Origin of the sequence: Wolbachia endosymbiont of Encarsia formosa (genome assembly GCF_039540065.1) — a bacterium.
Lineage (GTDB): Bacteria > Pseudomonadota > Alphaproteobacteria > Rickettsiales > Anaplasmataceae > Wolbachia.
Window position 1 is genome coordinate 853,959 of record NZ_CP154278.1, and the last position, 23,923, is coordinate 877,881.

Genomic DNA, 23,923 nt, shown 5'->3' on the forward strand with positions numbered 1-23,923 from the left:
TGATGAATAATATTGTAATTGTTGGTCTGCAATGGGGTGACGAAGGCAAGGGTAAAATAGTAGATTATCTTTCTGAGAATGCAGATGTAGTTGTGAGATTTCAGGGAGGAAATAATGCAGGGCACACTATAGTAATAGATGATGAGGTTTATAAATTAAATTTACTGCCCTCTTCTGTTTTAAGAGCGGACAAAATATCTATTATAGGAAACGGTGTTGCTCTTGATTCACATTCTCTAGTCTCAGAAATAGAGTCATTGAAAGTTAAAGGAGTGGACGTAAACTATAACAACTTGATGGTATCCGAGAGCTGTCCATTAATACTTAGCGTACATAAGGACAAGGAAAAGCTATTTGAAGATTTAAACGGAAATCACAAAATTGGTACAACAAACAAAGGGATAGGGCCATGTTATGAAGATAAAGTTGGCAGGAGAGCTATACGCCTTTGTGACTTAGAAAACACAGATGAGCTCAATCAAAGAGTGGACGCTCTCCTGAGTTACCATAATGCTATCAGAAAAGGACTTAACTACCAGGTAGTTAAAAAAGAAGAAATATTAAAGGAAATTGAAGAGATTTCAGAAAAAATTCTTTTATATAAAAAACCTGTGTGGAAGATACTAAATGATTTTATGAAAGAAGGTAAGAAAATAATATTTGAAGGCGCTCAAGGCGCATTTTTAGATATCGACCACGGAACTTACCCTTTTGTTACTTCAAGTAATACCTTAGCATCGCAAGCGATAACAGGCTCAGGATTATCCTACAATGCTCACATTGTTGGTGTAGCAAAAGCGTATACAACAAGAGTGGGTAATGGTCCATTTCCTACTGAACAAAATAACGAGATTGGAGACAGCTTATTTTCTATAGGTAAGGAACTTGGAACAGTAAGCAATAGAAGAAGGCGCTGCGGATGGTTTGACGCAGTTTTAGTGAGCCAGGCCGTACAACTCTCTGGAGTTTCAAGCATTGTATTAACCAAATTAGATATTCTTGATTCTTTTGATACTATTAAAATAGGCACTGGTTATAAGTATGGCGGAAAAATGTATGATTATTTACCCGCATCACATTCAATACAAAAAGAATTAGAGCCAATATATGAAGAATTTCCTGGTTGGAAAGAGAAAACTCAAGGCAAAAGGTCAGTTAAGGAATTACCTGCAAATTTGATGAAATATGTGAGAAAAATAGAAGAATTAATAGGTGTACCAATTCATCTAATTTCAACTAGTCCCAATAGAGAGGATGTTATTAAGCTTAAAAAGCTATGAAAACGTCTTGTTAACTTTTATCTAATAAAAAACGATACTTGTGTGACTTCAAGCAATCTATTATGCAAAGTAGTAGCGTAAACGTACAGTGAGCAGTGTGATTTTTCTTAAATACATGTTGATTGTTATAATATAAACATAGTTAAAGGAGGCGTATTATGATTGCAGGTTTGACTAAGGGAGATAAAGCAGTTGATGCAGGAAAAATAGATGATCAATTTGAAAAGCATTTTTGTATAGGACCAACTTCACTGAATAGGGAAGTTTATTACTCTACACTTATCTACCATACATTCAAAGAGTTATATTCACAATTAGATAATATCTCTCATGCTAATAAAACGAGATCAGAAAAAGAAATAATAAATTTTTATGTTCTACCTCAATTTGCACATTTTAAAGAAATTCTTGATGAAGGTATAAAAAAAGATCCTTCGTTTGCAAATTCTGCTATTGTGAAGTTTTGCTACTCAATTATAAAAGATAATAAATTATTTAAAGAATTAGAAGAAGTTAGTATCCCCGTAGAAAACTCTAGTGTAAAGGCAAGGATAAGCTTTCAACTGAAAAATATTAAAGAAAAGGTGTGGTTCTTAAGAAAACTAAAGGAAAAAAAGAATTTCACTTATGTGCAGAGTGCTTTTGGGGATGAGTGGAGTTTTTATGACCTAATAAACGATAGAGATTTTAAACAAACGTACATAGATAAAGCAGTAACAGAGTCTGCTAATAAGAGCTTTTAGGAAGATATAAATAAATTCATAGAATTGGCAGAGTAGGGAAAAAAAGCTGCAAGTGAATATTGTGAGAGGAAAGACGTAGAGCTTCAAGGTTATTACACAGAAACTGGTAACGATCATAGAGTTTTGAATATTAACCTTACTCATTACGACAATAGTGAGCCAAAAAAGATTAGTGACGTTTTACAGCAAGAGAAAGATATTAAAGAACTGAATATCTATTGCAATAAAAAACATGAAATACACGCTCATAAAAAAGATAAGAAAAGATATTATGAATTTAAAGAAGGTGCATATTATGAAATGACAAGCACTTGGCCTGTAAAGGATGGATCAGGAATGTGTACCATGATTATGAATGTGAGTAGTGATGGAATAACTGAAGTACTAAAATTTAATGGTGAAGATTTTGTGCTATCAGAGGAAATCCTAGAATTAATAAAGCAAAACGATGAATTATATATTCAAGGTCTCTCCTTATATGATGCTGTAATGGAATCACTAGAGGAGGATAGGGCTACTCCTATTAATTTTTACAATGAATCTATGGTGGCTTATCAAGGTAAGGAACCAGAGGGGAAGTTAGATCATAAAGTTGATGCTGATAATAGCCTTCCTTCTTCTCCTTCTATTAATAGCAATGCATTGGAAATCAATTTACAGCACACTGAAACTCAACCAGAAATTGCTTCACAACAAATAACTGATTTACAAAACAGTTTTGGAAAAGAAGGGCGAAAAAACACGGAATTGCAAACTGAACTGGCACAAAAAGATGAAAAGTTAGCAAGTGTGTTATCAGAGTTACGAGAGAAAGCACAAGAACTTAAAAATGTATGTGAAGCAAAAGGAAAGCTAGAGGGTAAGCTAAAAGGTGTTAATACATAAAAGAAGGAGTTAGAAGACAAATTAAAAGAAGCAGCACACATAATGAAGGAAAAGGAGCAGTATATAAGCAATTTAAAACTTCAAGTGCAAGAGTTGAAAGATGAGCATAAAGCACAACTGGAATCTTATGAACAAGGGATATGCAAACTAGCATGGGAAGTTGAAGAATTAAGAAGCAAGCTAGAGCGTGAGGAAGAAAAGTGTAAACAATTATTAGAAGAAGAAAATGAATGGGGTGATGAATTGGTAGGAATGCTTGATGGACTGGAAGAAAAAATTCGTGCTGACAAACAAAAGGGCTTTAACGATCAATTTTATACTCCAACAGGAGACATTTCTAGTGAGCCTGATAATGTTCCACGAAAGAAGATAGAGTTATCCAGATCTTTAAGCTTTGATAGTGAATTTGGTAATGAGTCTTATGTTCCACAGGAAAGGGATAATGATAGCGCATATGATAGCAATGAGGAGAATTGTGATAATGATTTATCTTCTAACATAAGTTCTATAAGTTCTGTTGAGAAGTTGGCAGAGAGTAGAAAAGTAGGTAACTTGCTTTCCTCTTGTATTATATGGAGATAAGTTGCAAGAGGAATACTCACGTATAGTATAAAAATCTCCTGTATTGATAATAATTTAAAATCTATAGTAGACTGAAAAAGATTATTAAATTATAATACGACAATGATAAAAGAAGACAAATCAAAAACACTTTTTGAAGTGGAAGGCACAGTAACTGCTTTACTACCTGCAGCAGAATTTAGAGTGAAGCTGGACAATGAACATGAGATTATCTGTCATGTATCAGGAAGAGTGAGAAGAAGTAAAATACGTATTATTATAGGCGATAGAGTGTTAGTTGAGATGAGTATTTATGATAGGAATGCAAGAAAGGGTAGGATAATAAAAAGGCTCAAGTGATAGAACAATCTCTAGATAATCTTATTCTTGCTTCATCATCAGAAAGGCGAGTAGACTTACTAAAACAAATAAATATTAAGCCAGGTTTGGTTTTGCCAGCAGATACAGATGAATCGCCTTTGAAGAAAGAGCTGCCAAAAGATTACTCAATCCGTATGGCAAAAAGTAAAGCCGATAAAATACAAAGTGCAAATCCAAATTACTTTGTGCTTGGTGTTGATACAGTTGTTGCTTGTGGTAGAAGGATACTGCTCAAAGCTGAAAACGTTGAGCAAGCAGAAAAATGCGTTCGCTTGTTATCAGGAAGAAGGCATAGAGTATACACCAGTGTGTGTTTATTAACTCCTGATCAATCTAAACAGCATATTAGGACTGTAGTTACAATAGTGAAATTTAAGCGTCTCAGCGAACAAGAAATTAAATATTATTTAGCATCAGAAGAGTGGAAAAACAGGGCAGGGGGGTGCAACATACAAGGTCTTGCAGGAATGTTTGTATTATTTTTACGTGGCTCATACTCTTCTGTAATAGGGTTACCATTACATGAAACCCATTGCTTGCTAGGTAATTACTTTAACCTATACTAATACCATTGTCCTTTTTTTGTTTTTCTTCAGCAATAAGTTTAGCCCAGATTCTATTTCTATTTGCTAATGCAATTCTATTGCGATCAGGACTATCATTGCATTCTGTTAAAGTATCTTTTCTTTCCTCTTCTACTATTCCAGCTTTCAGTTGTGCTGCATCTTTTTCTAGCAATTTATATAGTTCGCTATTTTTGTCTATAGTCAGATTAGTATTATCATTTTCTTGTTCTGCTTCTTGTTCTGCCACTTTTCTTTCTAATAACTTACGTACAGGGTCATATTTTTTACCTTCTTTTACTTCTTTCAACATACTTTCTGAGAATAAATCTTTAGTAGCCTTGTCTCTCAATCCTTTATTCAATTTTTCCAATGTATCTTTTGGTTCAATGGTTTCTAATTTCCTCTCTAATTGCTCAGGATTTACCTGAAAATTATCGTGGCTAGTGTAAGTTGGAGATGAGTAACCTGAGTCGTTTATTTCTTCCTCCGCTGCATTGTCTTTTAGCAATCCAGCTGCTAATAAATGTTCTTTTGTTTGCCCACTCATTTTCTTTTGATTTACTGGTTTTAGCAGGAATTTCTGAGTTTCTTTATCCAACTTACTGGTAAATTCCGTAAGTAGGTTATCATCTCTTTGTTCAACATTCATTAGGCTCGCTTTTAACTGTCCAGAATTTACTCGAGATTTTTCATGATTAGAGTGAGTTGGAGATGAATAGCCCGAATCGTTTGTTTTAGTGCTAAGATAATCTTTTTCTTGTTTATAATCTGATTGACGCTTTGAAAGAGTTATATACTCATCTTCGTTATCGCTCCAACCATCTTCGAAGTCAGAAAATTCTTCATCATACTCACTTTCACTACGTAATAACTCATTTTTTGCTTTCCATGCAAAAATCGAAGCTACATCATTTAGTGGTTGCTTATTTCCAGTATTGCGTGATTCTTTAGCGTTTTCATACTTAAATGCATCTTTAACTTTTTTGAATGCAACGTCTTGTGCTGGTGCAGCGCTTTCAGTAGCTGTAGGATCAAAAATTGCACCTTTTTGCCGATTATTAGATATTTGCTCACTTTCATCTGATTTTCGTCTTCCAGGTACAGCATGTCCAAATGTAGCAAATGTAGGATTGTCATACCGTTCATCCTCTTGTGTATTATCTTGATTGTAGATTACAGACTTGGTGAAAATAGTACTGCTTGAAGAAGCATCAGAATATGGAGAATTGTATTTATTTCCACTATTAATCCGTATTGGCTGATACTCACCTTTTTGCTGATTATTAGGTAATGAACTAGTTCTAGGTGGCAGTGACGGTGGAATCTTTTTAGCAGATGCGTTATTAGAATTTGTAGTGCTAGTCGTTGCATGCTTAGACTCAACTTCTTGATCTTGAGTAGCTTGAACGCCAACACCTTTACTAATATCACTTTCTATGAAAGTTTCAGATGATTGTTGATTCTCTTGTTCTTGTCCTTTCTCCCTGAATTGTATTTGATATAGGAATAAGCCACCTATTTTTACATCTGTGTTTGCTTTTAATTGTTCCTCAGTAACACCATTACGTTCAGTTAGATCTACACCATCTTTATCAATCTTGATTTTGATAGTACATTTTTTTCCATTTTTGTCATGCCAATTCAAAGTCATTTCATATGAACCATCGGTTACAACATAATGCCTTATTCTTTTATCTCCTTCTTCGGCAACAAAACCGTGCATTCCGCTCTTTCCATCACTATGCAGCGTTGAAAATCCCGAAATTCCTTTCTTCTGACAAAAGTCACTATTTAAAAACTCGATGATTTTAAACTCTTTTTTGTCATCTCCCAGTGTAATACTTGCGTGATCGCCATATATTGAAACTACTGCGATATCATCAACATACTCTTTTAACCTTGCTTTAACTTCACTTTCAAGCTTTTGTTCGGCTTTCTTTATCTTGTTCTGCTCTGGAAGAATAACTTCATAAGCTTTATTTTTGTCTTCATCTGTCTCCAAATTCCAGACGGAGTGCTCTATTAGAAACTTTACTGCATTAAAACCAACTCTGGAATTATAAATTGGGTCGTCTTCCTTTTTTATTTCATCGAATAAAGTAAAAAATCCTCGAATGAATTCGTGATATTGTTGTGTGCTTTGAGTATTCATATTTTCCCTCACTAATAACCCTCTGCCTTTTAGCCTTAGCTAGTACAATTATTACGGGAATTGATTTATTTTTTATTAAAGAAGTTGTATTGCTAACGTGATGACATGAGCTATTTTATGTTCACATCAAGCAATTTAAGTTGTCATTCCAGTCTGGAATCTAGATTTTTCTAGACTTGATCCTATAGTCAAATTCATAACTACAAACGTTGTAATATAAGAGTAATTTTCACCAAAAAGTATGTCATTTGAGTAGCTGACACTGGGATCCAGTGGCACTCAGTTAGTGAGCATAAAAGTATTATGTTAAAACATAACATTTTTGATGAAGTTCATGAAAGGCTGGATTCCAGACTGGGATGATAACTTAAAATATTGCTTTAGCTCTGTTTTTACAACTTCAAGTATTTGCTACTCATAGTAAATACTTCTGGATCTTGAGAAGTGAGCTTGAGTATAGCAAGTATGTTTATGAGCAGCAAAGCAGAAATTGAAATATCAGCGATATCCCAGAGTAACTTAACTCCACCGATTGCACCAAATGGAATGATTAAGGTAAAAACTACAGTCCAGATTTTAGTGTATTTATTATCCATAGATACATAGCGTATTGTTTGTTTTGAACAAAAAAACCAAGTAAAGATAGTAGTAAAGGCAAAACAAAACATTATAGCCATAATTAAATAGTCAGTATAGGGCCAATTCATAGCTTTTCTAAAAGCAAAAATGCACATGTTAGTGCTCTCTAAATCAGTAATCCAAGAATCTGTGACAAGCAGTACCATTGCTGTAATGAACACTATGAGTGCAACTATAAAAGGAGATATTATTGTGATTAGACTCTGTTCAATGATAAATTTATTGTTATTTTTTTTAGGAGTAATCGAGGAGTGTACAATTCCTTCGAGGCCAAGCCCTATATCTGTTGCAAAAATACCTCGCAAAGTCCCTGCTTGAATAATAGTTAATATTTCTAAAATTAAACCTAAAGATAAACCATAGTTAAAGCTACTAGTTGTAAAAAAAGTGCTTGTTATTAGTTTTAGAGAAGGAAGAATATTTTCGCTAAACTTAAATAATATGATACCACAAAGTGTAAGGTAACTTATCGTCATTATCGGTATCATAGCCGATATAAAAATTTTAATTTTTTTTAAGCTAAGAGCTGCAACAACAAAAAATATTATGGCCATTACAATGCCGCCAATGACTACAGGTATATCTACCATGCTGAGTGGTATTGATAGAGAATTTACCTGAACAAGATTACCGACTGTTATTGAAACCATTATCATAACAGCTAGAAACAGAATTGTAGCTTTTCTAGAGTTAAATGCATCAGCCATATAGGCTACAGGTCCACCTATAAACCTTCCATTTTTTTCTTTCCTGGTTTTTATACTGAGATAACAAGTAACATATTTTATCACCGAAGTGATAACAATAATTATTGCCATCCATAAAATAGAGCCCGGTCCTCCGGTTTTTAGAGCAACAGCAGTGCCTGAAACGTTTCCTACTCCTAAATTTCCCCCTAAGATTGTAAACAGAGCAGCTATAGAAGAAAACTTATTTTCTCCTCTTTTAGGTCCAATAAGTGAAAGGGCATACGGTAATCTAAATATCTGCAACCATTTTAGCTTAACCGATAGGTAAACACCAGCAACTAGTATGAGTAGTATTGTTGGCAGTAATAAAACAAACTTTACTGTATCCATCTGTAAAAGAGAGATTTTTACTTGAGTATATAGAAAAAGTTGAAAATACCTAACCTATTTTCTATGTATGATTTCGGTTCCATTATTCTAGCACCTCTTATTTTGTCATCCCAATCACAACTGATTGTAATATGGTATACAATGTTCATACAATGTCATTCCAGTCTGAAATCCAGCTTTTAATTCAACCATCACAAAAAATATTGTGTTTTTACATAATACTTTTATACTTACCAACTTAGTGTCTAATCTGGATGCCAGAGTTCTTTGTTGCATAGCAGGAGAAAAAGTAGCGATTACTGACAAAATTCATTATAAAATAGCCATTTAGCCGCTTAAGGATAAATATATCATAAAAAATGAGAGTCAGTAACCAAGGTGAATATAACAAATTTTTCCAAGAAAGAGGAATATTTTCATTTAGGCAAGGTGTTGATAAGAAGTTTAAGCTACAAGAGCATTAAATATAGTGATGAAGCACGAGAATATCTAAATCACACATATTGAGAAGCAACCTTCAACAAGTGTAGATGGAGCACAAGCACAATCTTTAGCAGGTGAAAAGAAACAACTATAGTTTTCGTTATTTTTTAGTGTTGACCTTCTAGGTCAACACTAATATATACTTCTATATAGTTAATGTGTGGAGGTAATGTGGTAGTAGATAATACAAAAGCAGTTGATAATCACGATTATTTTGATAAAAGTAATCGTTTTTATTTGCGCTTAAAAGATGCATTTTTTGAAAATGTGAGCCCAGGTAGTAAAGTACCTATATACTCTGAAGATAAGAACGAAGAAGTTAGTACTGATGACGATGAAGTGTAGTTTAAACACTTTTCTACTGTGCTTCCTAATGAAGAAGGGCAGGAAAAGTATAGATATGAAGTTAATGGCAGGTATGAATACAAACATGCTAATAAGTACGATAGCAAAAATATTATAGGCAAAATTGCTCAGAAAATTGCAAAAGATGTAAAGGAAAGTATAAAAGACAATACTTTAGAATATATAGGAATTAAAGAAAGTAGAAAGAAAGGTAAAATTAAGCCTGCACTGAGAATTATACTCGGCGATCTTACAAAACCAGTAAATGTAGTTGATATTCTAAATAGTGATGCATGCACGAAATATGGTGTAGATGGAATTACATTATTACTGCCTAGTAAAAGCAAGTGTGAAACAAGAGGAATACGCTGCAGAGTTGATGAAAATGGAGTAAGAATTTATGAAGTAGCTAATGGCTCATATTATATGACTTTAAATTGGTATGCTGAAGGAAAAGAGTGTAAGATGAAAATCAGCATTAGTGATGATGGTTCTGTAGAGTTTATTGAAAGCAATGATGTCACTTGGGATCAAATAGCTGTACATAAAGAGGTAAAAGTAGGTAGGCAATACGAAGCAAAAACTTTATATGAAGCATTGTCATATTTAAGGCGAGAAGACTCTGAAATAATCAAAGGATTTTATCCTCGAACAAGTGTGGAAAGTATACAAATTACTACAGGAGTTAATCAAGCAGCTCTTTCAGAGTTATAATTTTCGTTATTGATTGAAATGAAGTCTTTTGGGCCCAAAAAGGCTTCATGGTCGAAATTTTTGGAGAGGTCTTTATTGAAAAATTCAGGGACAAGAATAACATTTTTAAGATATTGTATAACTATCACTTGCCCGCTGGGAGCTCTATTTTTCATACCATTCATTGATGAGTTTATTGATATCGTAATCCATAAAATCCTTTAGTGGTTGACTGGTTTTTATCTCGGCATTTTTAGGGATACACCTATCTTTACATATTGCGTACTTTATATGAAAGTTAATATCAACGTATTCCTGATTTGGAATGATATTAGTTTTAAAGGGAAATAACACCATATCTTCATATATGTTACTAACAAATGTAACTTCCCTAACTTTATCTTCATGTTCCTTGGGAGTAGGCCAATGAATATCTATATTTGATATGTTACCCTGACAGTCAAAGGAAGTAGGAAGGCCGAAATCTCCAGGATCTTTGTAATATATATGCCAACCTGGTTTTATTGTAACCTTTATTGCGCCTTCAATGGTAAGGTTTGCTTTATTTACCTTACCAATGAGCAGATCAAATTTTGCAACTTCTTCTTCAGCGCACAATTGAGTGCAAGAAAAAAGTAAAAGTAGGATTGAGTATATACGTATTTTCATAAATACTCTATTTATAAAGAAAATAATTTAAGTTCTATCTATTATAATAAAAATATTATATAAATCATTTGTTAATATAATATTATGCTAATACAAATATAATAGCAATTATAACTTTCATATATTATTTTTTTATTTTTAAGCAGTTATAATATTAAAGAGACGTAACAAATATAAATAGTAGTGGTTTTGCATAGAAAATCACAAATTTATTTCCTTTATAAATGTAAGACTTTTTAGAACTAGAAAGATACCTTGGAGCAAGTTGCTCCAAGGCTCTTGTTTACTTAGAATCCACCCATTCCGCCCATTGCTCCTGCACCCATAGGTGATGAAGCATTTTCTTCTTTATTTGGTAGATCAACTATCATAGATTCAGTAGTAATAAGTGCGCTTGCTACAGACACTGCCGTTTCAAAAGCAATACGAACTACTTTTGCAGGATCAATTACACCAGCTGTTGATGCATTAGCGTAGTTCATAGCCTCAACGTTGTATATAAGCTCTTTATCATTCTGCTTAATCAAATAGTCAATTATAACAGCAGATTCAAGACCAGCATTTTTAACCAATCTTTTGATTGGAGCACTGAGAACTTTTTTGACAATGTTGATACCTATTTGCTCTTCATAGCTTGAAGCTTTTAGCTTATCAAGAGCAGATGCAGCGTAAAGAAGTGCAACTCCTCCACCTGGAACTATCCCTTCTTCAATTGCAGCTCTTGTTGCATGAAGTGCATCTTCTACTCTATCTCTACGTTCTTTTACCTCTACTTCAGTTGCTCCACCAACTTTGAGTACAGCAACACCGCCTGATAATTTTGCTAAACGCTCTCTTAGCTTTTCTTTGTCATAATCAGAGGTTGAAGTTTCAATCTGAGATTTAATCTGGTTAATTCTAGCATTTACTCTGTTTTGTTTGTCACAGTCGCTGTCTTCACTAACAATTGTGGTATTGTCTTTAGTGATTTTAACATTTTTAGCAGTACCAAGATCTTCAAGAGTCAAATCTTCCATCTTGATTCCAAGCTCATCTTTTATGACATACTTAGCACCTGTTAAAGCTGCTATATCTTCGAGCATCTCCTTTCTCCTATCACCAAAACCTGGAGCTTTTACTGCAGCAACTTTTAGACCACGTAATTTGTTGATCACTAAAGTGCTTAATGCTTCACCTTCAACATCTTCTGCAATGATAAACAAAGGTTTACCAGACTTAAAAATAGCCTCAAGAATAGGAAGTAAAGGTTGAATAATATTAAGTTTTTTTTCTGTAATCAGCAAATATGGATCATCAAGCTCCACGCTCATCTTTTCATTATTTGTAACAAAGTATGGAGAGAGATAACCACGATCAAACTGCATACCAGTTGTAAGTTCAACTTCTAATTCTTTTGAACCCTTACTCTCTTCAACAGTGATGACGCCTTCTTTTCCAACTTTTTTAACAGCATCAGCAATGCTATTACCAATATCTTTATCACCATTTGCAGAAATTATTGCAACTTGTGCAACTTCATCCATTTTCTCTAAAGAAATTGTGCGAGACATTGATGTAATTTCCTTTAATATCACATCTTTTGCCTTCTGTATTCCATTTTTGATACAAATACGATCATTTCCAGCTGCAATTGACTTTGAAGCTTCCATTATCATATTGCTAGTCAGTATTGAGCATGTTGTGGTACCATCACCAACTTTGTCATTACACTGAGAAGCACTTTGAGCAATGGTGCTTACTATCGCAGAGTGTAATGGTTTTTCAGGCTTTATACCTTTCATTACCTTATAGCCATCCTTTGTGACCTCTGGTCCACCATATGGCTTACTAATTCCTATTGTATTTCCCCTAGGCCCTGCAGTTGCTCCCACCGTTGAGTCAACCATTGCTGCAACTTCACGAAAGGCTTCTTGCAAATGTTCGCCTGATACTACTATGTTAGCCATTTTTATCACTCCTTAAATTAATAAAAAATTTAGAATATTAAAATACATAATGCACTATATAGCGCATTAGTTTAGTAAAATAGGGATACCTACTTGATAACAGCAAGTAGGTCTGACTCCTTCATCACGACATACTTTTCATTGTCATGCTCTACTTCTGTGCCAGCCCACTGCCTGTAGAAAACCTTATCACCAGTTTTTACAGTTAAAGCTATACGCTCTCCGCTTGAGTTGCGTGAACCACTACCAATTGCTATAACTTCACCTTTATTAGGCTTCTTTTCAGCACTTGATGGTAGTACAATTCCACCTTGTTTTTCTTCAGTAATAGGCTTTATTAGCACATTATCATCTAATACATTCAAATTTACACTTGACATTTATGTTTCCTCATTAATAGATTAACCTACAATTCTATGTAGTCATCTAAAGGTTACATTTCAAGGGCTGGAGTTAGTAAAAGTGTATAATTTAAGGTTTGAACAGAAGTTTTATGGGTTACATACCGCTAGCAAACCGTAGTGTAATATCTTTATACGGACCAGATACGAGAGATTTTCTTCAGGGTATTATAACAAATGACATTAATAAACTAAGTAGCCAGCAGGCAATTTACTCTTTATTACTCAACCCTCAAGGAAAATATATGTACGATTTTTTTCTCATTGAATATGGTGGATATATTTTCTTAGAGTGCGAAAATGTGCACTTACAGCAAATTATCGAGAAACTAGATTTACTTAAAACTTATTTGAGAGTGAAAATTAAAGACATTAGTGCACTATATAAGGTTGGAGTTTTGTTTGATGCTAAGTTGGCGGAGTGTAGTAGTAAGTCACAAGTTATTTTTCAAGATCCAAGGCACAAGCTGCTAGGAATGAGGATCATACATAAAGATGAAATAAAAGAACCGGTTGGAGATTTTATTCAGTATGAAAAAGTTAGAATTACAAACCTTGTCCCAGATGGAGCAAAAGATATGGTGCAAAATTCATCATTTCCGCTGCAATATTTAATCGATAAGATAAATGGTATAAGTTTTAATAAAGGGTGCTATATAGGTCAGGAAGTTGTAAATCGAATGAGCAGACAAGAAAAATTCAGAAGGAAACTTTACCTTGTTGAGGGAAAAAATGCACTTCCAAATATTGGCACTAAAGTAATCAATGAACATAATGAAGAAGTAGGAGAACTACGCTCTAGTGTTGACAATATTGGACTTGTATTGCTTAATACTGGAAAAAGCCACGCAAATTTATATGTCGGTGGAGTTAGCATTAAGACGTTATAAAATATCTATTCGAGTTTGAAAGAAAAGAAACAAACAATGAAGCAACCAAGCTGATATAGTTATGCAAAAACTAGTATAATTAATTGCTATTTTAACACTTTTTTGATAATAGACAATAAGAAGGTAAGGAATGGTATTTAAATTAAAATTTTAAACATTCTTAAAGTAATGCTTTAGATACTTCAAGGTAAAACTTTTAAAGTAATACTTGAGTATTTTTAGATATTAATCTGGAGGTTCAACAGGCACTTTTTTATGCTGTTTAAGAAGAGCAAAAATTGCATTTTCTCTTGCTGAAAGCTTGTGTTTCTTATATTTTCCATAATATACATTATGTAATTTTTGATGCTAATAAAAATATCTGCCAATCTTTTAAACACAACCTATCGAATCTCCGGATTAGTACTTAAAAGGAACTATTAAAGTACCTCTTTAAGTATTAAGAAGCACTTAAAATTTCAACTACGACCCTCTATTTGTCTTTTCTTAAAAAGCGTTAAGATATTTATCAATTGAGTAAGTTTTTCTGTAAATATTTCAATCTAATCATACTCTTTTTGATGTCTTTTTTGATCTTTTTCAGAGTTATCCACAGTTTTTTTATTCTCAATTATATATATATTAGTATTTGGAGATCATATTTATTATAGATCTCCAAAGTACTCAGAAATGTAAAATTATATACTCTACTAGGTTATCAACTTAGTTATTAACAATTCTGTGAATAACTACAACACTTAAACAAGAGAAAGGTGCCTTTGCTCGAGCATGTTATGTATATCGTAAGACAAGGTATCTAAATACCCTTAACAAGATTTTAGATACCTCAAAAAATTTGGAGAAAAAAGGAAGAAGAAACTTCTTCCTTTTTTTACTTAACTACACTACCATACTTGCCGCTATATTAGCTTCTTGTTTTATAGTGTCAAACCCTTTACAAACGTAAACGGTATCTACACAACTCTTAGGCTTTAAAACATCATATGTAATAGAACAAATCGTAGCTCCAACTAATAATGCAGCGACTAAAGCTATACCAATTATAGTCGGCAATACCGTTAATGCAGCGCTAGTACCAAAATACAATCCTAACCCAATTGCTAATCCAGCTATAACACCACCATTAGCTTCTTGTTGTGCAATATCGTTTGTAGTTTTGCCATTCTTATCTCCTAATGTAGGATCAGCACCTGCTTCTAATAGAACTTGTGCCGCTTTTTTGTTGAAAAGCTTATCTTTATATAAAGGGGTCCTTCCATGGATATCTTGACTATTAACATCAGCACCTGCTTTTAATAGAGCTTTTACTACCTCTAAAGAGCCGTGTACAGCACGATGTAAAGGAATTTCTCCACATCTATTTTGCTTATTAACATCAGCACCTGCTTTTAATAAAGCTTTTACTACCTCTAAAGAGCTGCGTACAGAACGATGTAAAGGAGTGTTTCCATATCTATCTTGATTATTAACATCAGCACCTGCTTCTAATAGAGCTTCTACTACCTTTTCGTTACTATATTCAGCTGCTATCTGCAATAATGTTAATTCATTAATATTATATTGATCTAACTGGTAGAAGATAAATCGGTGATTTATGTCAAATCCTTCCTCTTTCCACTTTTGATATGCGCCACAATCTTCTGTGTGTAACCACTTTTTCAGTTGTTCAAGTAAATCACTTCCATCTGAGTGATTTAACACACGTTTAAAATCTTTAAGCTCCAGCATATCAACTCTCCTACTAAAAATAATAATATACTTTAATTATTATATATTTAAATAATAAAGTCAACAATTTAACTAAGTATCACAAATACTCAAGCAAGAAAAAGGTGCCTTTGCTTGAACAGACATGCTGTTATTCTTTAAAACTGCATAATTATACATATTATCAGGAAAAGGTATTCCCAGGCGATTTCTCTCAGGAAACCACATGATAAACTCACTGAGGACATCAGCGATATCATCGGTAAATTCAGTTTCAGTATGAATCTTTTCAAACTCATCAAATATCAAATAATGAAAATCTCTTTCCGCTTTCTCAAGAAAGATATGACCTTGCTCAACAAACTGACTGCAAGACTGAAACACTTCCATCTTTGACCTCGTTCTTCTTGAGCCTAAAATAAGTGTGTTTGGCAGTAGTGCTCGGAGATCTGCAATAACCTTAAATCCGATCCCATGTTCTTCCACAACTACTCCATGCAGTCTATTTTCATATTTACTGAGAAACTCATGAATATCGTGTTCAACTGTGCTTGGATCAAGTTTTTTTGCCAACAAGTCTACCCACACTCCACATCTTTTTGGCTGAAACTCACTTTTCGTAAAGAACGGCTGAAACACTCCCACTGCTGTTCTATCAAGTGTTTTCAGCGAACCACTATTTAGGTCAATAAATGCTACCAGATCTTTTTCACCAATCTTTTCATAAGCAAAATCAATTTTCTTAAAATATTTTTCATTAAATATTTGCCATTTTGGTTCTGGAGGATCTTGCATGTATTGCGACTGATAGACATAAGGCTCTGCTTTTTCCTTAATTCTTAGCTCCTGCATCGGTAGTCTGTTTTCATCAATGCTGGTGCCATCTTCTAGCACTGCTGGAATGATGATCTTTTCAAAGTATCGTTCTGACTTCTTATCCAAATAACCAAAGATGTCGTAAACACTGATTCTCTGCCCAATCACCAAAAATGGTGTGTCAGCAGTGTTACGCCTTGAAGTAATACATTGCTCAAACTTCTGACAAGCACTGATCAGTGACACTCGACTATAAGCGCAGCTTGCATCGTGTAGATCATCAAGAATAATGCAGCCACCATATCTGCGACCTTCATCAAAATCAAGTGAGCTGTACCCTGCTCCAGTACCGGTAACGTAACCTGAGATTGAAAAGCCATTAACAAAACCTCCTTCCTTAGTTCTGATCACTCTTGTGCTTCTGCGCCCAATTATTTTCACGTTGGGAAAGACTTGTCGATAAAATGAAGATTCAAGAACAATGTGCAGTTCGTTCATCTTCTCACGCATTAAATCCAGTTGATGAGTGATGTACATAAATTTTGCCCTAGGATTATTGCCAAGGGCAAAAGCTACATGAAAGATAAAACCGAGCGTCGTCTTAGCGCAACGTGGCGGTATGTTCCACCACTGGCTATGTGCATTTTCAAACACCAAGCGATTAATGCTGCTAAACAGCAACCACAGATAGTTTTTGCTACCATTCTCCCTCTTTAAATTAAGCCGAATATTAAATACTAGTAGCATGCCTTGAAACGCAAAGAAACCAAAGTCTTTGCGGCATAAAATAGTATCTTCTTGATTTAACATCTTTGCCTTTACTTTTCAAAGTAAATAAACCACCTATAATGAAAGCTGCCATAATAACTAGGTAAATACATTTTGACGGCGTTATCTAAATTTGGGCTATCTTGTACTTCATCCATTTTAGAATCAGGTTGTACATTGACATCCTTTTTTTGTATTTTCTCAACTATAACATTTGTAAATTTATTCATTAAACCAAATTCAAATGCAGCTGTTATTAAGGATGAACCAATTGTAACAGCACCTGTAGCTAATAAAAGCGGTATAGAAAAGCAAGTAATACATCCTACAGCAAGACCAACTGATATTGAAGAGAAAAAAACAGCAAGTACGGGAATAATTTTATCATTTCTCTTATTCGCTGATAATTCTGATATAAAATAATAAGAGAAAACAAATCCTAAAGCTATTGCGAGATGTACAACATTAACTGACGGCCCTACCAATCCATAAAAAAGGCCAACTTTATAACCTTCGATTCCAGAGAGGACACAGAAAGAAATATTAATTGCTATATAAGATACAACTTTTTTATAGGATCTATTTTCTTGTGAAGATAACATAGTTCAACTCGATAAATAATAATAACATATTAATACAAATAGAAAAAAATCAAACCAAATTCCTACCAATACCCTGACCAAGTCCACCGAGCATCTGATTCATAGCTAGCCAGCGATCATTTATAGATTTTCCATAGGAAGTGGAACTGCCGCCTAAGTTCTGACCAATCTGTGCACCAAGACCATGCGCGCCAATCAGGCTCTGCATTCCCCCTAAAGATGAACTGATAAAATCATTTAACCCTTTAGAAGCAAGATCAGAGTTTAAACTTGCAACTTTCGATAAACCATAGCTTGAGCGATCAAGTCCACTGGCACGTAAGTTGTTACCAAGCGCAGTGTTCATTTGATTGCTGACGAAACGGTGATAAGGACTTTCTTTATACTGCGAAGCTATTTGGTTAATAAATCCTCCAGGTCCACCTTTCCCAAGGCCCCCAATGAATTCATTGTATCTGCCATACAAATCCTTTTGCATCGCAATGTTATTTTCAAACTGGCGATTAGCTTTAGAGCTACCAAAAAGCAAGTCAAACAAATCTCCAAACATTATTCCTCCTTTTCTGCCGCCACGTTTGTTGGCATTATACACGGCGGTTCCGCAGCAAAGAGTCCCGCAACGCTATCTGCTGTATGATCACATAGCCGCGAAACATTAAGCATTTTTTTAATACGTTCTTTTACAATCTCCTTACGCGCTGAACCAAAACATCTCACTTTAAGTGAGCCACCAAGATAACGTTTAACTTTGCCCGGCCAATGCATACAAAACAGTCCTTCTGCTATTATTTGCAGCTTTTTGTAATACGACATATGGCTACCTTTGATGTATTTCTGCTGAAAAAAATACTGATTGTCCTCAAGTAGTACTAAATCGAGCTCTGGACTCTCGTGAAGTAAAAGCGCAATCACTCCTTGATACTCATAACTAATTTGGCGCAATGTCTCTCCATTCAGTTTCCATTTTTCCACGCCTAAAACATAGCTGCCACAATGAAGTATACTATCTTTGATATAAGCAAAACCATTACTCTTACCAAGATCAATGCTCAAAACATTTTCAGGCAGTTTTTTTGCAAGCGAAAATTTTTTAACCTTAAGCTCCGGCACTTTTCTCCCTCAGCATTTTTTCCTCATGCGCATTGCGCATCTCTTCACGTATTACTGCGAGCTTCTCAGCGAGAAGATCAACCTCTGCTTTTAGCTCAGCAATTCTTTCTTTTGACTGTATTTCAAGTAGTTTAATCTCTTGCTCACTTGGCTGCTGTGCCTGTTGTTGCACCTGTTGTTGCGCCTCTTGCTGTTGCTGATTGCCAATGCTCAGCACTTTTTCCCGCAAAATCTTACTGCTCACCGTATCTTGATTGAGCAGCATCTCTCCTAAAAGCTCGACACTGATCTGCTGATTATTCGGACCAAGATACTGCATAACATGCAGCATCAGTTCATTATCCTTCTCACGTTGTTTTTCTAAAGATTCACTTATTTTAATTTTGACATTTGTAGCCCTGCTAAAATTAATTAAACTAGTTAAAGTCTCATCATCTTGTGCCAATTTGTAAGGTAGTAAGGAAAGCAGAACGTTTCCTACCTGATTGAGCGTAATTTGATGGGCGAAATAATAGGAAGTGACACTACCTTCATTTTCCCTCAATTTGTCACGAAGTGCGGCAGCAGATGAATACTTGCTGTCTTTTACAATATTGGTAGTGTCACTCCAAATCTGTGAGAGCAAACTAAGAGCCTGCTGCATTAATACCCCTAGGTTCGGATCATAACCAACAGGAGGTATCACTATAGGCTGTATACCATCTACCGTAACATACTCGAGTAACATCTCACGAGGATCAGCAAAACGCGGAGCTTTGCTGATTGAAACACTTGCTTGCGGCATTAAAAAGCGATTTTGAAAATACTTAGCTCCATAGTTCATCATCGCTATACAGTGGTTGTAGGTCTTCTGCGCATAATGGCACATCACTCCAAGCGGTCTTGTTACCTCACGATTCTCAATAAAGTGAGAGCAGCCACCATGAAATACCAGTGGCAGATGTCTATGGCCGTGCAGCTCTTTGCTTTCAAGAATTTCTTCATTCGTAAACCGATAGAAGGTTATGCCATCATTTTTTTTTAAATAAAGATCGGTAACTTCAATGTAAGGAACAGTGTCTTTATCCTTAAATTCTAATCGGTCAATTTGCGTATAGCCCATCTTTTCTAAGCTGGTTTTGTATAAACGATGAGTAATACCACAGTAACGACCATCGCCCTTGTGGGGCTCGTTACTGTGGGGATCAAAAAAGAAACTCTCTGTACCATTTATTGCCCTGATTTTAAATGTCAGTTCATCATCTTCAACATCAACATTGTTGTAACCAAAACCGATATAAAGCGCTGAATAGCCACCGATAATTGCTTCTTTGAGCGCTTTGCTATATTCCACATAGTGATCTTGACTAAAGATTAAATCAGTGATTGAGCTGTGCATAAACTGCATCACCTCAGGGTCTGGACTTTCACCATTTACCTTCAGCTCTAGGTCATATTTTTTGCCACGTACAGTGTTTAAAATCTTCTCAGCCATTGCAAATGTGAAGTTAAAGACTATTGGTTCTGCACCAACCATAAGCAGCTCTCGTTTTTCATTTTCAGTATATTGCTCTCCCATGACCACGAACTTATGCTGACGCCGCGCTTGCTCAATATTCTGGCTCCAATAATCAAACCAGCTATTTCGGAGCCTGGTTAAATACTCTAATCGATTAGCCACTTCATCGCTCCTGGTGTTAATGCTTTAGCACCCACTTGAGTACCACTCATTCCTGCTCTTTTGAGCATCTCGGCAATAAAACCACTTTGCTCTTCGATGATTCTTCCTTGCAGAGCCGCCATTAATTCCAGTGTTACTGAGTCTTTAGCAGAGCCAAAAGAATACTTAGCAAACAGCTTGGCAATTTGCTTATCAGCAAAGCCATTTAGACCTATTTCTGCTAAAAGCAATCGCAGAGCTCCTGCAGACAAACTAGTCAATCCTCCTATTTTATTAACAAACTCCATTACTTTTTCCGAAGTAACAGGTTCTATATACCTGTTTCTAATCATATTTGAATTTTCCAGTAAAAAACCTCTAATCACTTGGTCTTTAGTGAACACTCCACTGTCAATCGCAATCTTTGCTGGCAATTCGCTAAATATCTCAGCTACTTTTCTCACGTTTCCTTTTTCAAGGGCACTGCTTGCCCAACTTAAGAGCCCCATCGTTTTGCTGACATTTGCCCGCAGCGGTAAAAAACGCTCTTCTAGCTTGCTGATAACCTCTTTAACCTGATTTTCTGGTATGCCATGTTTTTCCGCTAATTTATAAGAATTTTCTCTCAGTCCCGATAATATATCGGCAAACTCTTTAGCTTTGTAGCTTCCAGCTTCACCGTAAAACTTGCTCTCTAAATCCTCGATAATCTTTCTTTGAAAAGGATTATTGTTCTCCTTAGCAGCACTTTTTAAATATTTGCCTACATCTTTCACTCCTATATTTTCTACATCTTTCACAGCGGTATCAAAACCACGACTAACTACCTCTCTTAGTGGCTCTCTCCCCGGTTTAAAACGACTGCTCACTCCTTTTAAAATCTTACCTAGCCCAGGAGCAACGGCGTGGCCTATATCAATTGCAGGTATATCCTCCACTGTATCAACAGCCGCATTTGAGTACCAATCTTTGTCTCCTGCTATTCCCCGCTCAGCAGAAGTGCCAGCATATGCTCCACCAATACCTCCTATAAGTCCGCCAAGAAATATTCCAACTGGTCCAAAAGATACTCCAGCTTCTGCTCCTATCATTATCGCCGGAACACTTGCTATTATCTGCAATCCCATTTCTCGCAGAAAATTTTTTTTCACCTCTTTTGGTTCTTCATTTATCTCAGCATAACCTGAAAACTTAATCAAAGAACTCAGCTCATCATCACTTAAACCTTCAATTTGACTATCAAGTTTTCTTATTGACTCTTCCTTGATAGTTTTTTCTATTTGTGGATCTTGCATCAGCTCATTTAGCTGAGTCTCATTTAATCCTCTAACTTTCTTTTGAATGTCCCCTGCTCTAGATGTAAGTTTTTCCTTTGTTTCACCAAAAAACTTTCTCCAATCCTTAGCTTTTAGTTTGTTGATATCAAATTTTTCCTTGAAGGACTTCACCGAATATTCAGTCATCGGCAAACCCTCAATCTGCATGATTGCCGGTAGAAGTTCACCTTCTAAATAGCGAGCAAATTCATTGCTAGCATTAAGTTTATCTTTACTTCTAAAAAGATCGGCAATTGAATTGCCACTAAGTAGTATAGAAAATCTAGAATCAGGTAGAGCATTTTCAGCAGCATTTAGTTTCTCATTCGCCAGTTCCAGTGCTCTTTGATACCTCGGCAGATTTGAGATATAAGCTTTTTCCTCAGTTGACAGTTCCATCCGCTCTTTCTGCCATTCTTCAAAGAGTTTACGATGATGTAGCTTCTGTTCATATTTGCTATCAAGCGCGCCTCTGCCAAGACCACTTAAGAGCCCTAACATTTTTCAAAGTCTCCTCGATACTCACCAACAATGTCATCTATAACCTCTCCACTTCTTGAAAAGATACTTTCGCTTTTTAACTTATCATGCGCAAAAACCAGATTCTTTAGCTCACCACCATCAATCTCATCACAAACTCCAAGGCCATTTAGTATTAAAGCATGCTCTAAATGCTTCATTTTCTGCTCTTTATCAAGAGAGTTAATGACATTTACTAGCTCCTTATTGATCGCTTCCCGAATTAGTCTTTTCGTCCCTTTTTCCATTCTTCTCTTTCACCCTCTTTAAATGCTCTCTCCACATAATGTTCAAACGTTCAGTTAACACCTGAAAATACACACCTTTTGGCGCTATCAAATCGTGGTCAAATTCGTTCTTTTCCATAGATCCTCTTTAATAAAAAACTGCTTTTGCACTGTTTAAATTCAAACTTAAAATGTACTAGTCCACTGTTAATGCCAAAAAGATTGTAATTGAGCTTGATCATCTTTTCTCTGCTGTCTTCAAATTCATCGGCAAAAATTGTCACCCGATAATCTGGCTCAAGCGCAAAATCTCTCTTGTAGGAAATAAACATATCGACAAATATTTCCGCTTTTCCCTCATAGAAATACGCAAATGTTAATTGCTCGGTAATGTAAGGTTTATAGGGTGGAAAATAATCAGTAGTTATTGCTCAAGTGAAAGTAATTTCTCCTGCCCTACTAGTCCTGCAAACCTTTATATTGTCCTGTACCAAGAGGTAGTAAACTCTGGTCTTAACATTAATATAGAAACTCGGGTTTTGTTCTTTTAGCAGCGTCCAAATACCTAAATTAAGGTGTAAACAATAAGAAAATTTAGGTTTATTTAAATCTCCTTTTGGCAAATTAAAAAACAATACGTAATAAGTATTGTTGTTATAATTGAACATGCTACTAACCACGTAGCTAACGATGCTCCTATCTTTCCACAGAGGAGCATTATCGAGCACTTTCATCTCCTGTCCATCAAAAGAAACAACCGCAAACTTGCCATCAATTGAGTGAAAAGCGCCAATTAGGTAAGTTCCATCGTTTTCTAAAGTACGTTTGCTAACTAGTTTAAAGGGCACACTCAGTTCTCTTTTTTTGGTCAGTGGAAAAAGTCCATCACTGCTTGGTTGTCCATACCACACTTCCATGCCATTTTCAGTGAAAATACAGAGATTATTTTTGATAACACCAAGTCCTACTCCTTTGCCAGGATAGGAAATAATCGTAAATGCTTCCCACTTTTTAAAGTCAGCTAAATCACTGGTGTAAAATATTTCTCCTTTATCTTTGCTGAGTAAATAGATAGTTGAGTTCATCACCGCAAAATCTACGATATCTTTGGGTTTTATTTCGCCTTTTGTCAGATCAATTTCAGTAAATGTTTAATCGACCAGCTTATAAAGCTTTCCCGAGATCAACCAAAATTTATAGTCGTTGCAATTGCACATCGAAGGACGATCGTCTTGAGGAACATTTGCTAACCTAAAGATCTCTTTGTATTTTTTTTCTCTAAATCAACGTGATAAATTGTCAGCAAAAAAACAGCACTTACTATGGCAAAATAAATAGTGGAATCATTTCCATAGTAAAAACCAACGATAACATCACCATTTGCAAAAGGAACATCAAAAACTGGAGAAAGTGCTGGTCGTAGCCGCAAACCTTCCGGCGTAGCCAAAAAGTTCTCCACGCTAAAATCATCAATAGCATGACCATACTTAACGTCCATGAGGAGCG

25 protein-coding genes are annotated in these 23,923 nt (G+C 35.2%); 9 read left to right on the forward strand and 16 right to left on the reverse strand.

The genetic code is table 11. The features are described 5' to 3' along the window. The first annotated feature begins 2 nt into the window (after positions 1-2). The 6 genes from AAE962_RS04645 to AAE962_RS04670 all read left to right on the forward strand — a co-directional run bounded on the left by AAE962_RS04645 (position 3) and on the right by AAE962_RS04670 (position 4,416). Positions 3-1,280 (forward strand): adenylosuccinate synthase, encoded by a 1,278-nt coding sequence (locus tag AAE962_RS04645; protein WP_343288759.1) that lies wholly within the window; start codon positions 3-5, stop codon positions 1,278-1,280. A gap of 158 nt (positions 1,281-1,438) precedes the next feature. Then, complete coding sequence (locus AAE962_RS04650; protein ID WP_343288760.1) at positions 1,439-2,023, forward strand: hypothetical protein; 585 nt, start codon at positions 1,439-1,441, stop codon at positions 2,021-2,023. Between the two features lie 123 nt (positions 2,024-2,146). Next, positions 2,147-2,908: a hypothetical protein gene (locus AAE962_RS04655; RefSeq protein ID WP_343288761.1), complete on the forward strand. Its 762-nt coding sequence runs from the start codon at positions 2,147-2,149 to the stop codon at positions 2,906-2,908. Between the two features lie 42 nt (positions 2,909-2,950). Then, entirely contained in the window at positions 2,951-3,490 is a 540-nt protein-coding gene (locus tag AAE962_RS04660) for a hypothetical protein (RefSeq protein WP_343288762.1), read from the forward strand. A 102-nt stretch (positions 3,491-3,592) separates the two neighbouring features. Continuing rightward, positions 3,593-3,829 (forward strand): translation initiation factor IF-1, encoded by a 237-nt coding sequence (gene infA / locus AAE962_RS04665; protein ID WP_343288763.1) that lies wholly within the window; start codon positions 3,593-3,595, stop codon positions 3,827-3,829. Continuing rightward, positions 3,826-4,416 (forward strand): Maf family nucleotide pyrophosphatase, encoded by a 591-nt coding sequence (locus AAE962_RS04670; protein ID WP_343288764.1) that lies wholly within the window; start codon positions 3,826-3,828, stop codon positions 4,414-4,416. Before infA ends, AAE962_RS04670 begins: the two co-directional genes overlap by 4 nt. Here AAE962_RS04670 and AAE962_RS04675 read toward each other — a convergent pair. Continuing rightward, positions 4,403-6,568 (reverse strand): hypothetical protein, encoded by a 2,166-nt coding sequence (locus AAE962_RS04675; protein WP_343288765.1) that lies wholly within the window; start codon positions 6,566-6,568, stop codon positions 4,403-4,405. The genes AAE962_RS04670 and AAE962_RS04675 overlap by 14 nt on opposite strands. A gap of 392 nt (positions 6,569-6,960) precedes the next feature. Continuing rightward, positions 6,961-8,286 carry an alanine:cation symporter family protein gene (locus AAE962_RS04680; RefSeq protein WP_343288766.1) on the reverse strand — a complete coding sequence of 442 codons (1,326 nt, stop codon included), beginning with the start codon at positions 8,284-8,286 and terminating at the stop codon, positions 6,961-6,963. A gap of 654 nt (positions 8,287-8,940) precedes the next feature. Here AAE962_RS04680 and AAE962_RS04685 point away from each other — a divergent pair. Both AAE962_RS04685 and AAE962_RS04690 read left to right on the forward strand, forming a co-directional pair. Next, positions 8,941-9,114, forward strand: a complete 174-nt coding sequence (locus AAE962_RS04685) for a hypothetical protein (RefSeq protein WP_343288767.1) — start codon at positions 8,941-8,943, stop codon at positions 9,112-9,114. A gap of 18 nt (positions 9,115-9,132) precedes the next feature. After that, positions 9,133-9,828: a hypothetical protein gene (locus AAE962_RS04690; RefSeq protein ID WP_343288768.1), complete on the forward strand. Its 696-nt coding sequence runs from the start codon at positions 9,133-9,135 to the stop codon at positions 9,826-9,828. Between the two features lie 144 nt (positions 9,829-9,972). On the opposite strand, the gene AAE962_RS04695 is transcribed toward AAE962_RS04690, so the two are convergent. The 3 genes from AAE962_RS04695 to AAE962_RS04705 form a co-directional block, all read right to left on the reverse strand. Continuing rightward, positions 9,973-10,476 carry a protein-disulfide reductase DsbD domain-containing protein gene (locus tag AAE962_RS04695; protein ID WP_343288769.1) on the reverse strand — a complete coding sequence of 168 codons (504 nt, stop codon included), beginning with the start codon at positions 10,474-10,476 and terminating at the stop codon, positions 9,973-9,975. A 287-nt stretch (positions 10,477-10,763) separates the two neighbouring features. Next, complete coding sequence (gene groL, locus AAE962_RS04700) at positions 10,764-12,422, reverse strand: chaperonin GroEL (RefSeq protein ID WP_343288770.1); 1,659 nt, start codon at positions 12,420-12,422, stop codon at positions 10,764-10,766. A gap of 89 nt (positions 12,423-12,511) precedes the next feature. Next, positions 12,512-12,802: a co-chaperone GroES gene (locus tag AAE962_RS04705; RefSeq protein ID WP_343288771.1), complete on the reverse strand. Its 291-nt coding sequence runs from the start codon at positions 12,800-12,802 to the stop codon at positions 12,512-12,514. 113 nt (positions 12,803-12,915) lie between these two features. Between AAE962_RS04705 and AAE962_RS04710 the strand changes: the two genes are divergently transcribed. Further along, on the forward strand, positions 12,916-13,713 hold the full coding sequence (locus tag AAE962_RS04710) for a folate-binding protein (protein ID WP_343288772.1): 798 nt from the start codon (positions 12,916-12,918) through the stop codon (positions 13,711-13,713). An 879-nt stretch (positions 13,714-14,592) separates the two neighbouring features. Here AAE962_RS04710 and AAE962_RS04715 read toward each other — a convergent pair. From AAE962_RS04715 to AAE962_RS04765, 11 genes are all read right to left on the reverse strand, one after another. After that, positions 14,593-15,441, reverse strand: coding sequence for an ankyrin repeat domain-containing protein (locus tag AAE962_RS04715; RefSeq protein WP_343288773.1), 849 nt, complete (start codon positions 15,439-15,441; stop codon positions 14,593-14,595). 72 nt (positions 15,442-15,513) lie between these two features. Then, positions 15,514-17,046, reverse strand: a complete 1,533-nt coding sequence (locus tag AAE962_RS04720) for a hypothetical protein (RefSeq protein ID WP_343288774.1) — start codon at positions 17,044-17,046, stop codon at positions 15,514-15,516. 8 nt (positions 17,047-17,054) lie between these two features. Beyond that, positions 17,055-17,606, reverse strand: a complete 552-nt coding sequence (locus tag AAE962_RS04725) for a hypothetical protein (RefSeq protein WP_343288775.1) — start codon at positions 17,604-17,606, stop codon at positions 17,055-17,057. Positions 17,607-17,655: 49 nt separating this feature from the next. After that, on the reverse strand, positions 17,656-18,198 hold the full coding sequence (locus AAE962_RS04730; RefSeq protein WP_343288776.1) for a hypothetical protein: 543 nt from the start codon (positions 18,196-18,198) through the stop codon (positions 17,656-17,658). Continuing rightward, entirely contained in the window at positions 18,156-18,716 is a 561-nt protein-coding gene (locus tag AAE962_RS04735; protein ID WP_343288777.1) for a hypothetical protein, read from the reverse strand. Before AAE962_RS04735 ends, AAE962_RS04730 begins: the two co-directional genes overlap by 43 nt. Then, positions 18,703-20,376: a hypothetical protein gene (locus tag AAE962_RS04740; protein ID WP_343288778.1), complete on the reverse strand. Its 1,674-nt coding sequence runs from the start codon at positions 20,374-20,376 to the stop codon at positions 18,703-18,705. The genes AAE962_RS04735 and AAE962_RS04740 overlap by 14 nt, the downstream gene beginning before the upstream one ends. Then, a complete protein-coding gene (locus AAE962_RS04745) occupies positions 20,361-22,172 on the reverse strand; it encodes a hypothetical protein (RefSeq protein WP_343288779.1) in 1,812 nt (603 codons plus the stop codon). Before AAE962_RS04745 ends, AAE962_RS04740 begins: the two co-directional genes overlap by 16 nt. Next, complete coding sequence (locus AAE962_RS04750; RefSeq protein ID WP_343288780.1) at positions 22,166-22,438, reverse strand: hypothetical protein; 273 nt, start codon at positions 22,436-22,438, stop codon at positions 22,166-22,168. Before AAE962_RS04750 ends, AAE962_RS04745 begins: the two co-directional genes overlap by 7 nt. Beyond that, positions 22,395-22,556 (reverse strand): hypothetical protein, encoded by a 162-nt coding sequence (locus AAE962_RS04755; RefSeq protein WP_343288781.1) that lies wholly within the window; start codon positions 22,554-22,556, stop codon positions 22,395-22,397. Before AAE962_RS04755 ends, AAE962_RS04750 begins: the two co-directional genes overlap by 44 nt. Before the next feature lie 292 nt (positions 22,557-22,848). After that, complete coding sequence (locus tag AAE962_RS04760) at positions 22,849-23,502, reverse strand: hypothetical protein (RefSeq protein ID WP_343288782.1); 654 nt, start codon at positions 23,500-23,502, stop codon at positions 22,849-22,851. Positions 23,503-23,663: 161 nt separating this feature from the next. Next, positions 23,664-23,915: a hypothetical protein gene (locus AAE962_RS04765; protein ID WP_343288783.1), complete on the reverse strand. Its 252-nt coding sequence runs from the start codon at positions 23,913-23,915 to the stop codon at positions 23,664-23,666. Between the last annotated feature and the right edge of the window lie 8 nt (positions 23,916-23,923).

Coding starts and splice junctions, on each gene's coding strand:
- AAE962_RS04760 (WP_343288782.1), bottom strand. CDS start 23,502: ATGAACTCAACTATCTATTTACTCAGCAAAGATAAAGGAGAAATATTT.
- infA (WP_343288763.1), top strand. CDS start 3,593: ATGATAAAAGAAGACAAATCAAAAACACTTTTTGAAGTGGAAGGCACA.
- AAE962_RS04650 (WP_343288760.1), top strand. CDS start 1,439: ATGATTGCAGGTTTGACTAAGGGAGATAAAGCAGTTGATGCAGGAAAA.
- AAE962_RS04745 (WP_343288779.1), bottom strand. CDS start 22,172: ATGTTAGGGCTCTTAAGTGGTCTTGGCAGAGGCGCGCTTGATAGCAAA.
- AAE962_RS04750 (WP_343288780.1), bottom strand. CDS start 22,438: ATGGAAAAAGGGACGAAAAGACTAATTCGGGAAGCGATCAATAAGGAG.
- AAE962_RS04725 (WP_343288775.1), bottom strand. CDS start 17,606: ATGTTATCTTCACAAGAAAATAGATCCTATAAAAAAGTTGTATCTTAT.
- AAE962_RS04720 (WP_343288774.1), bottom strand. CDS start 17,046: ATGTTAAATCAAGAAGATACTATTTTATGCCGCAAAGACTTTGGTTTC.
- AAE962_RS04695 (WP_343288769.1), bottom strand. CDS start 10,476: ATGAAAATACGTATATACTCAATCCTACTTTTACTTTTTTCTTGCACT.
- AAE962_RS04715 (WP_343288773.1), bottom strand. CDS start 15,441: ATGCTGGAGCTTAAAGATTTTAAACGTGTGTTAAATCACTCAGATGGA.
- AAE962_RS04705 (WP_343288771.1), bottom strand. CDS start 12,802: ATGTCAAGTGTAAATTTGAATGTATTAGATGATAATGTGCTAATAAAG.
- AAE962_RS04680 (WP_343288766.1), bottom strand. CDS start 8,286: ATGGATACAGTAAAGTTTGTTTTATTACTGCCAACAATACTACTCATA.
- AAE962_RS04765 (WP_343288783.1), bottom strand. CDS start 23,915: ATGGACGTTAAGTATGGTCATGCTATTGATGATTTTAGCGTGGAGAAC.
- AAE962_RS04660 (WP_343288762.1), top strand. CDS start 2,951: ATGAAGGAAAAGGAGCAGTATATAAGCAATTTAAAACTTCAAGTGCAA.
- AAE962_RS04710 (WP_343288772.1), top strand. CDS start 12,916: ATGGGTTACATACCGCTAGCAAACCGTAGTGTAATATCTTTATACGGA.
- AAE962_RS04675 (WP_343288765.1), bottom strand. CDS start 6,568: ATGAATACTCAAAGCACACAACAATATCACGAATTCATTCGAGGATTT.
- groL (WP_343288770.1), bottom strand. CDS start 12,422: ATGGCTAACATAGTAGTATCAGGCGAACATTTGCAAGAAGCCTTTCGT.
- AAE962_RS04645 (WP_343288759.1), top strand. CDS start 3: ATGAATAATATTGTAATTGTTGGTCTGCAATGGGGTGACGAAGGCAAG.
- AAE962_RS04755 (WP_343288781.1), bottom strand. CDS start 22,556: ATGGAAAAGAACGAATTTGACCACGATTTGATAGCGCCAAAAGGTGTG.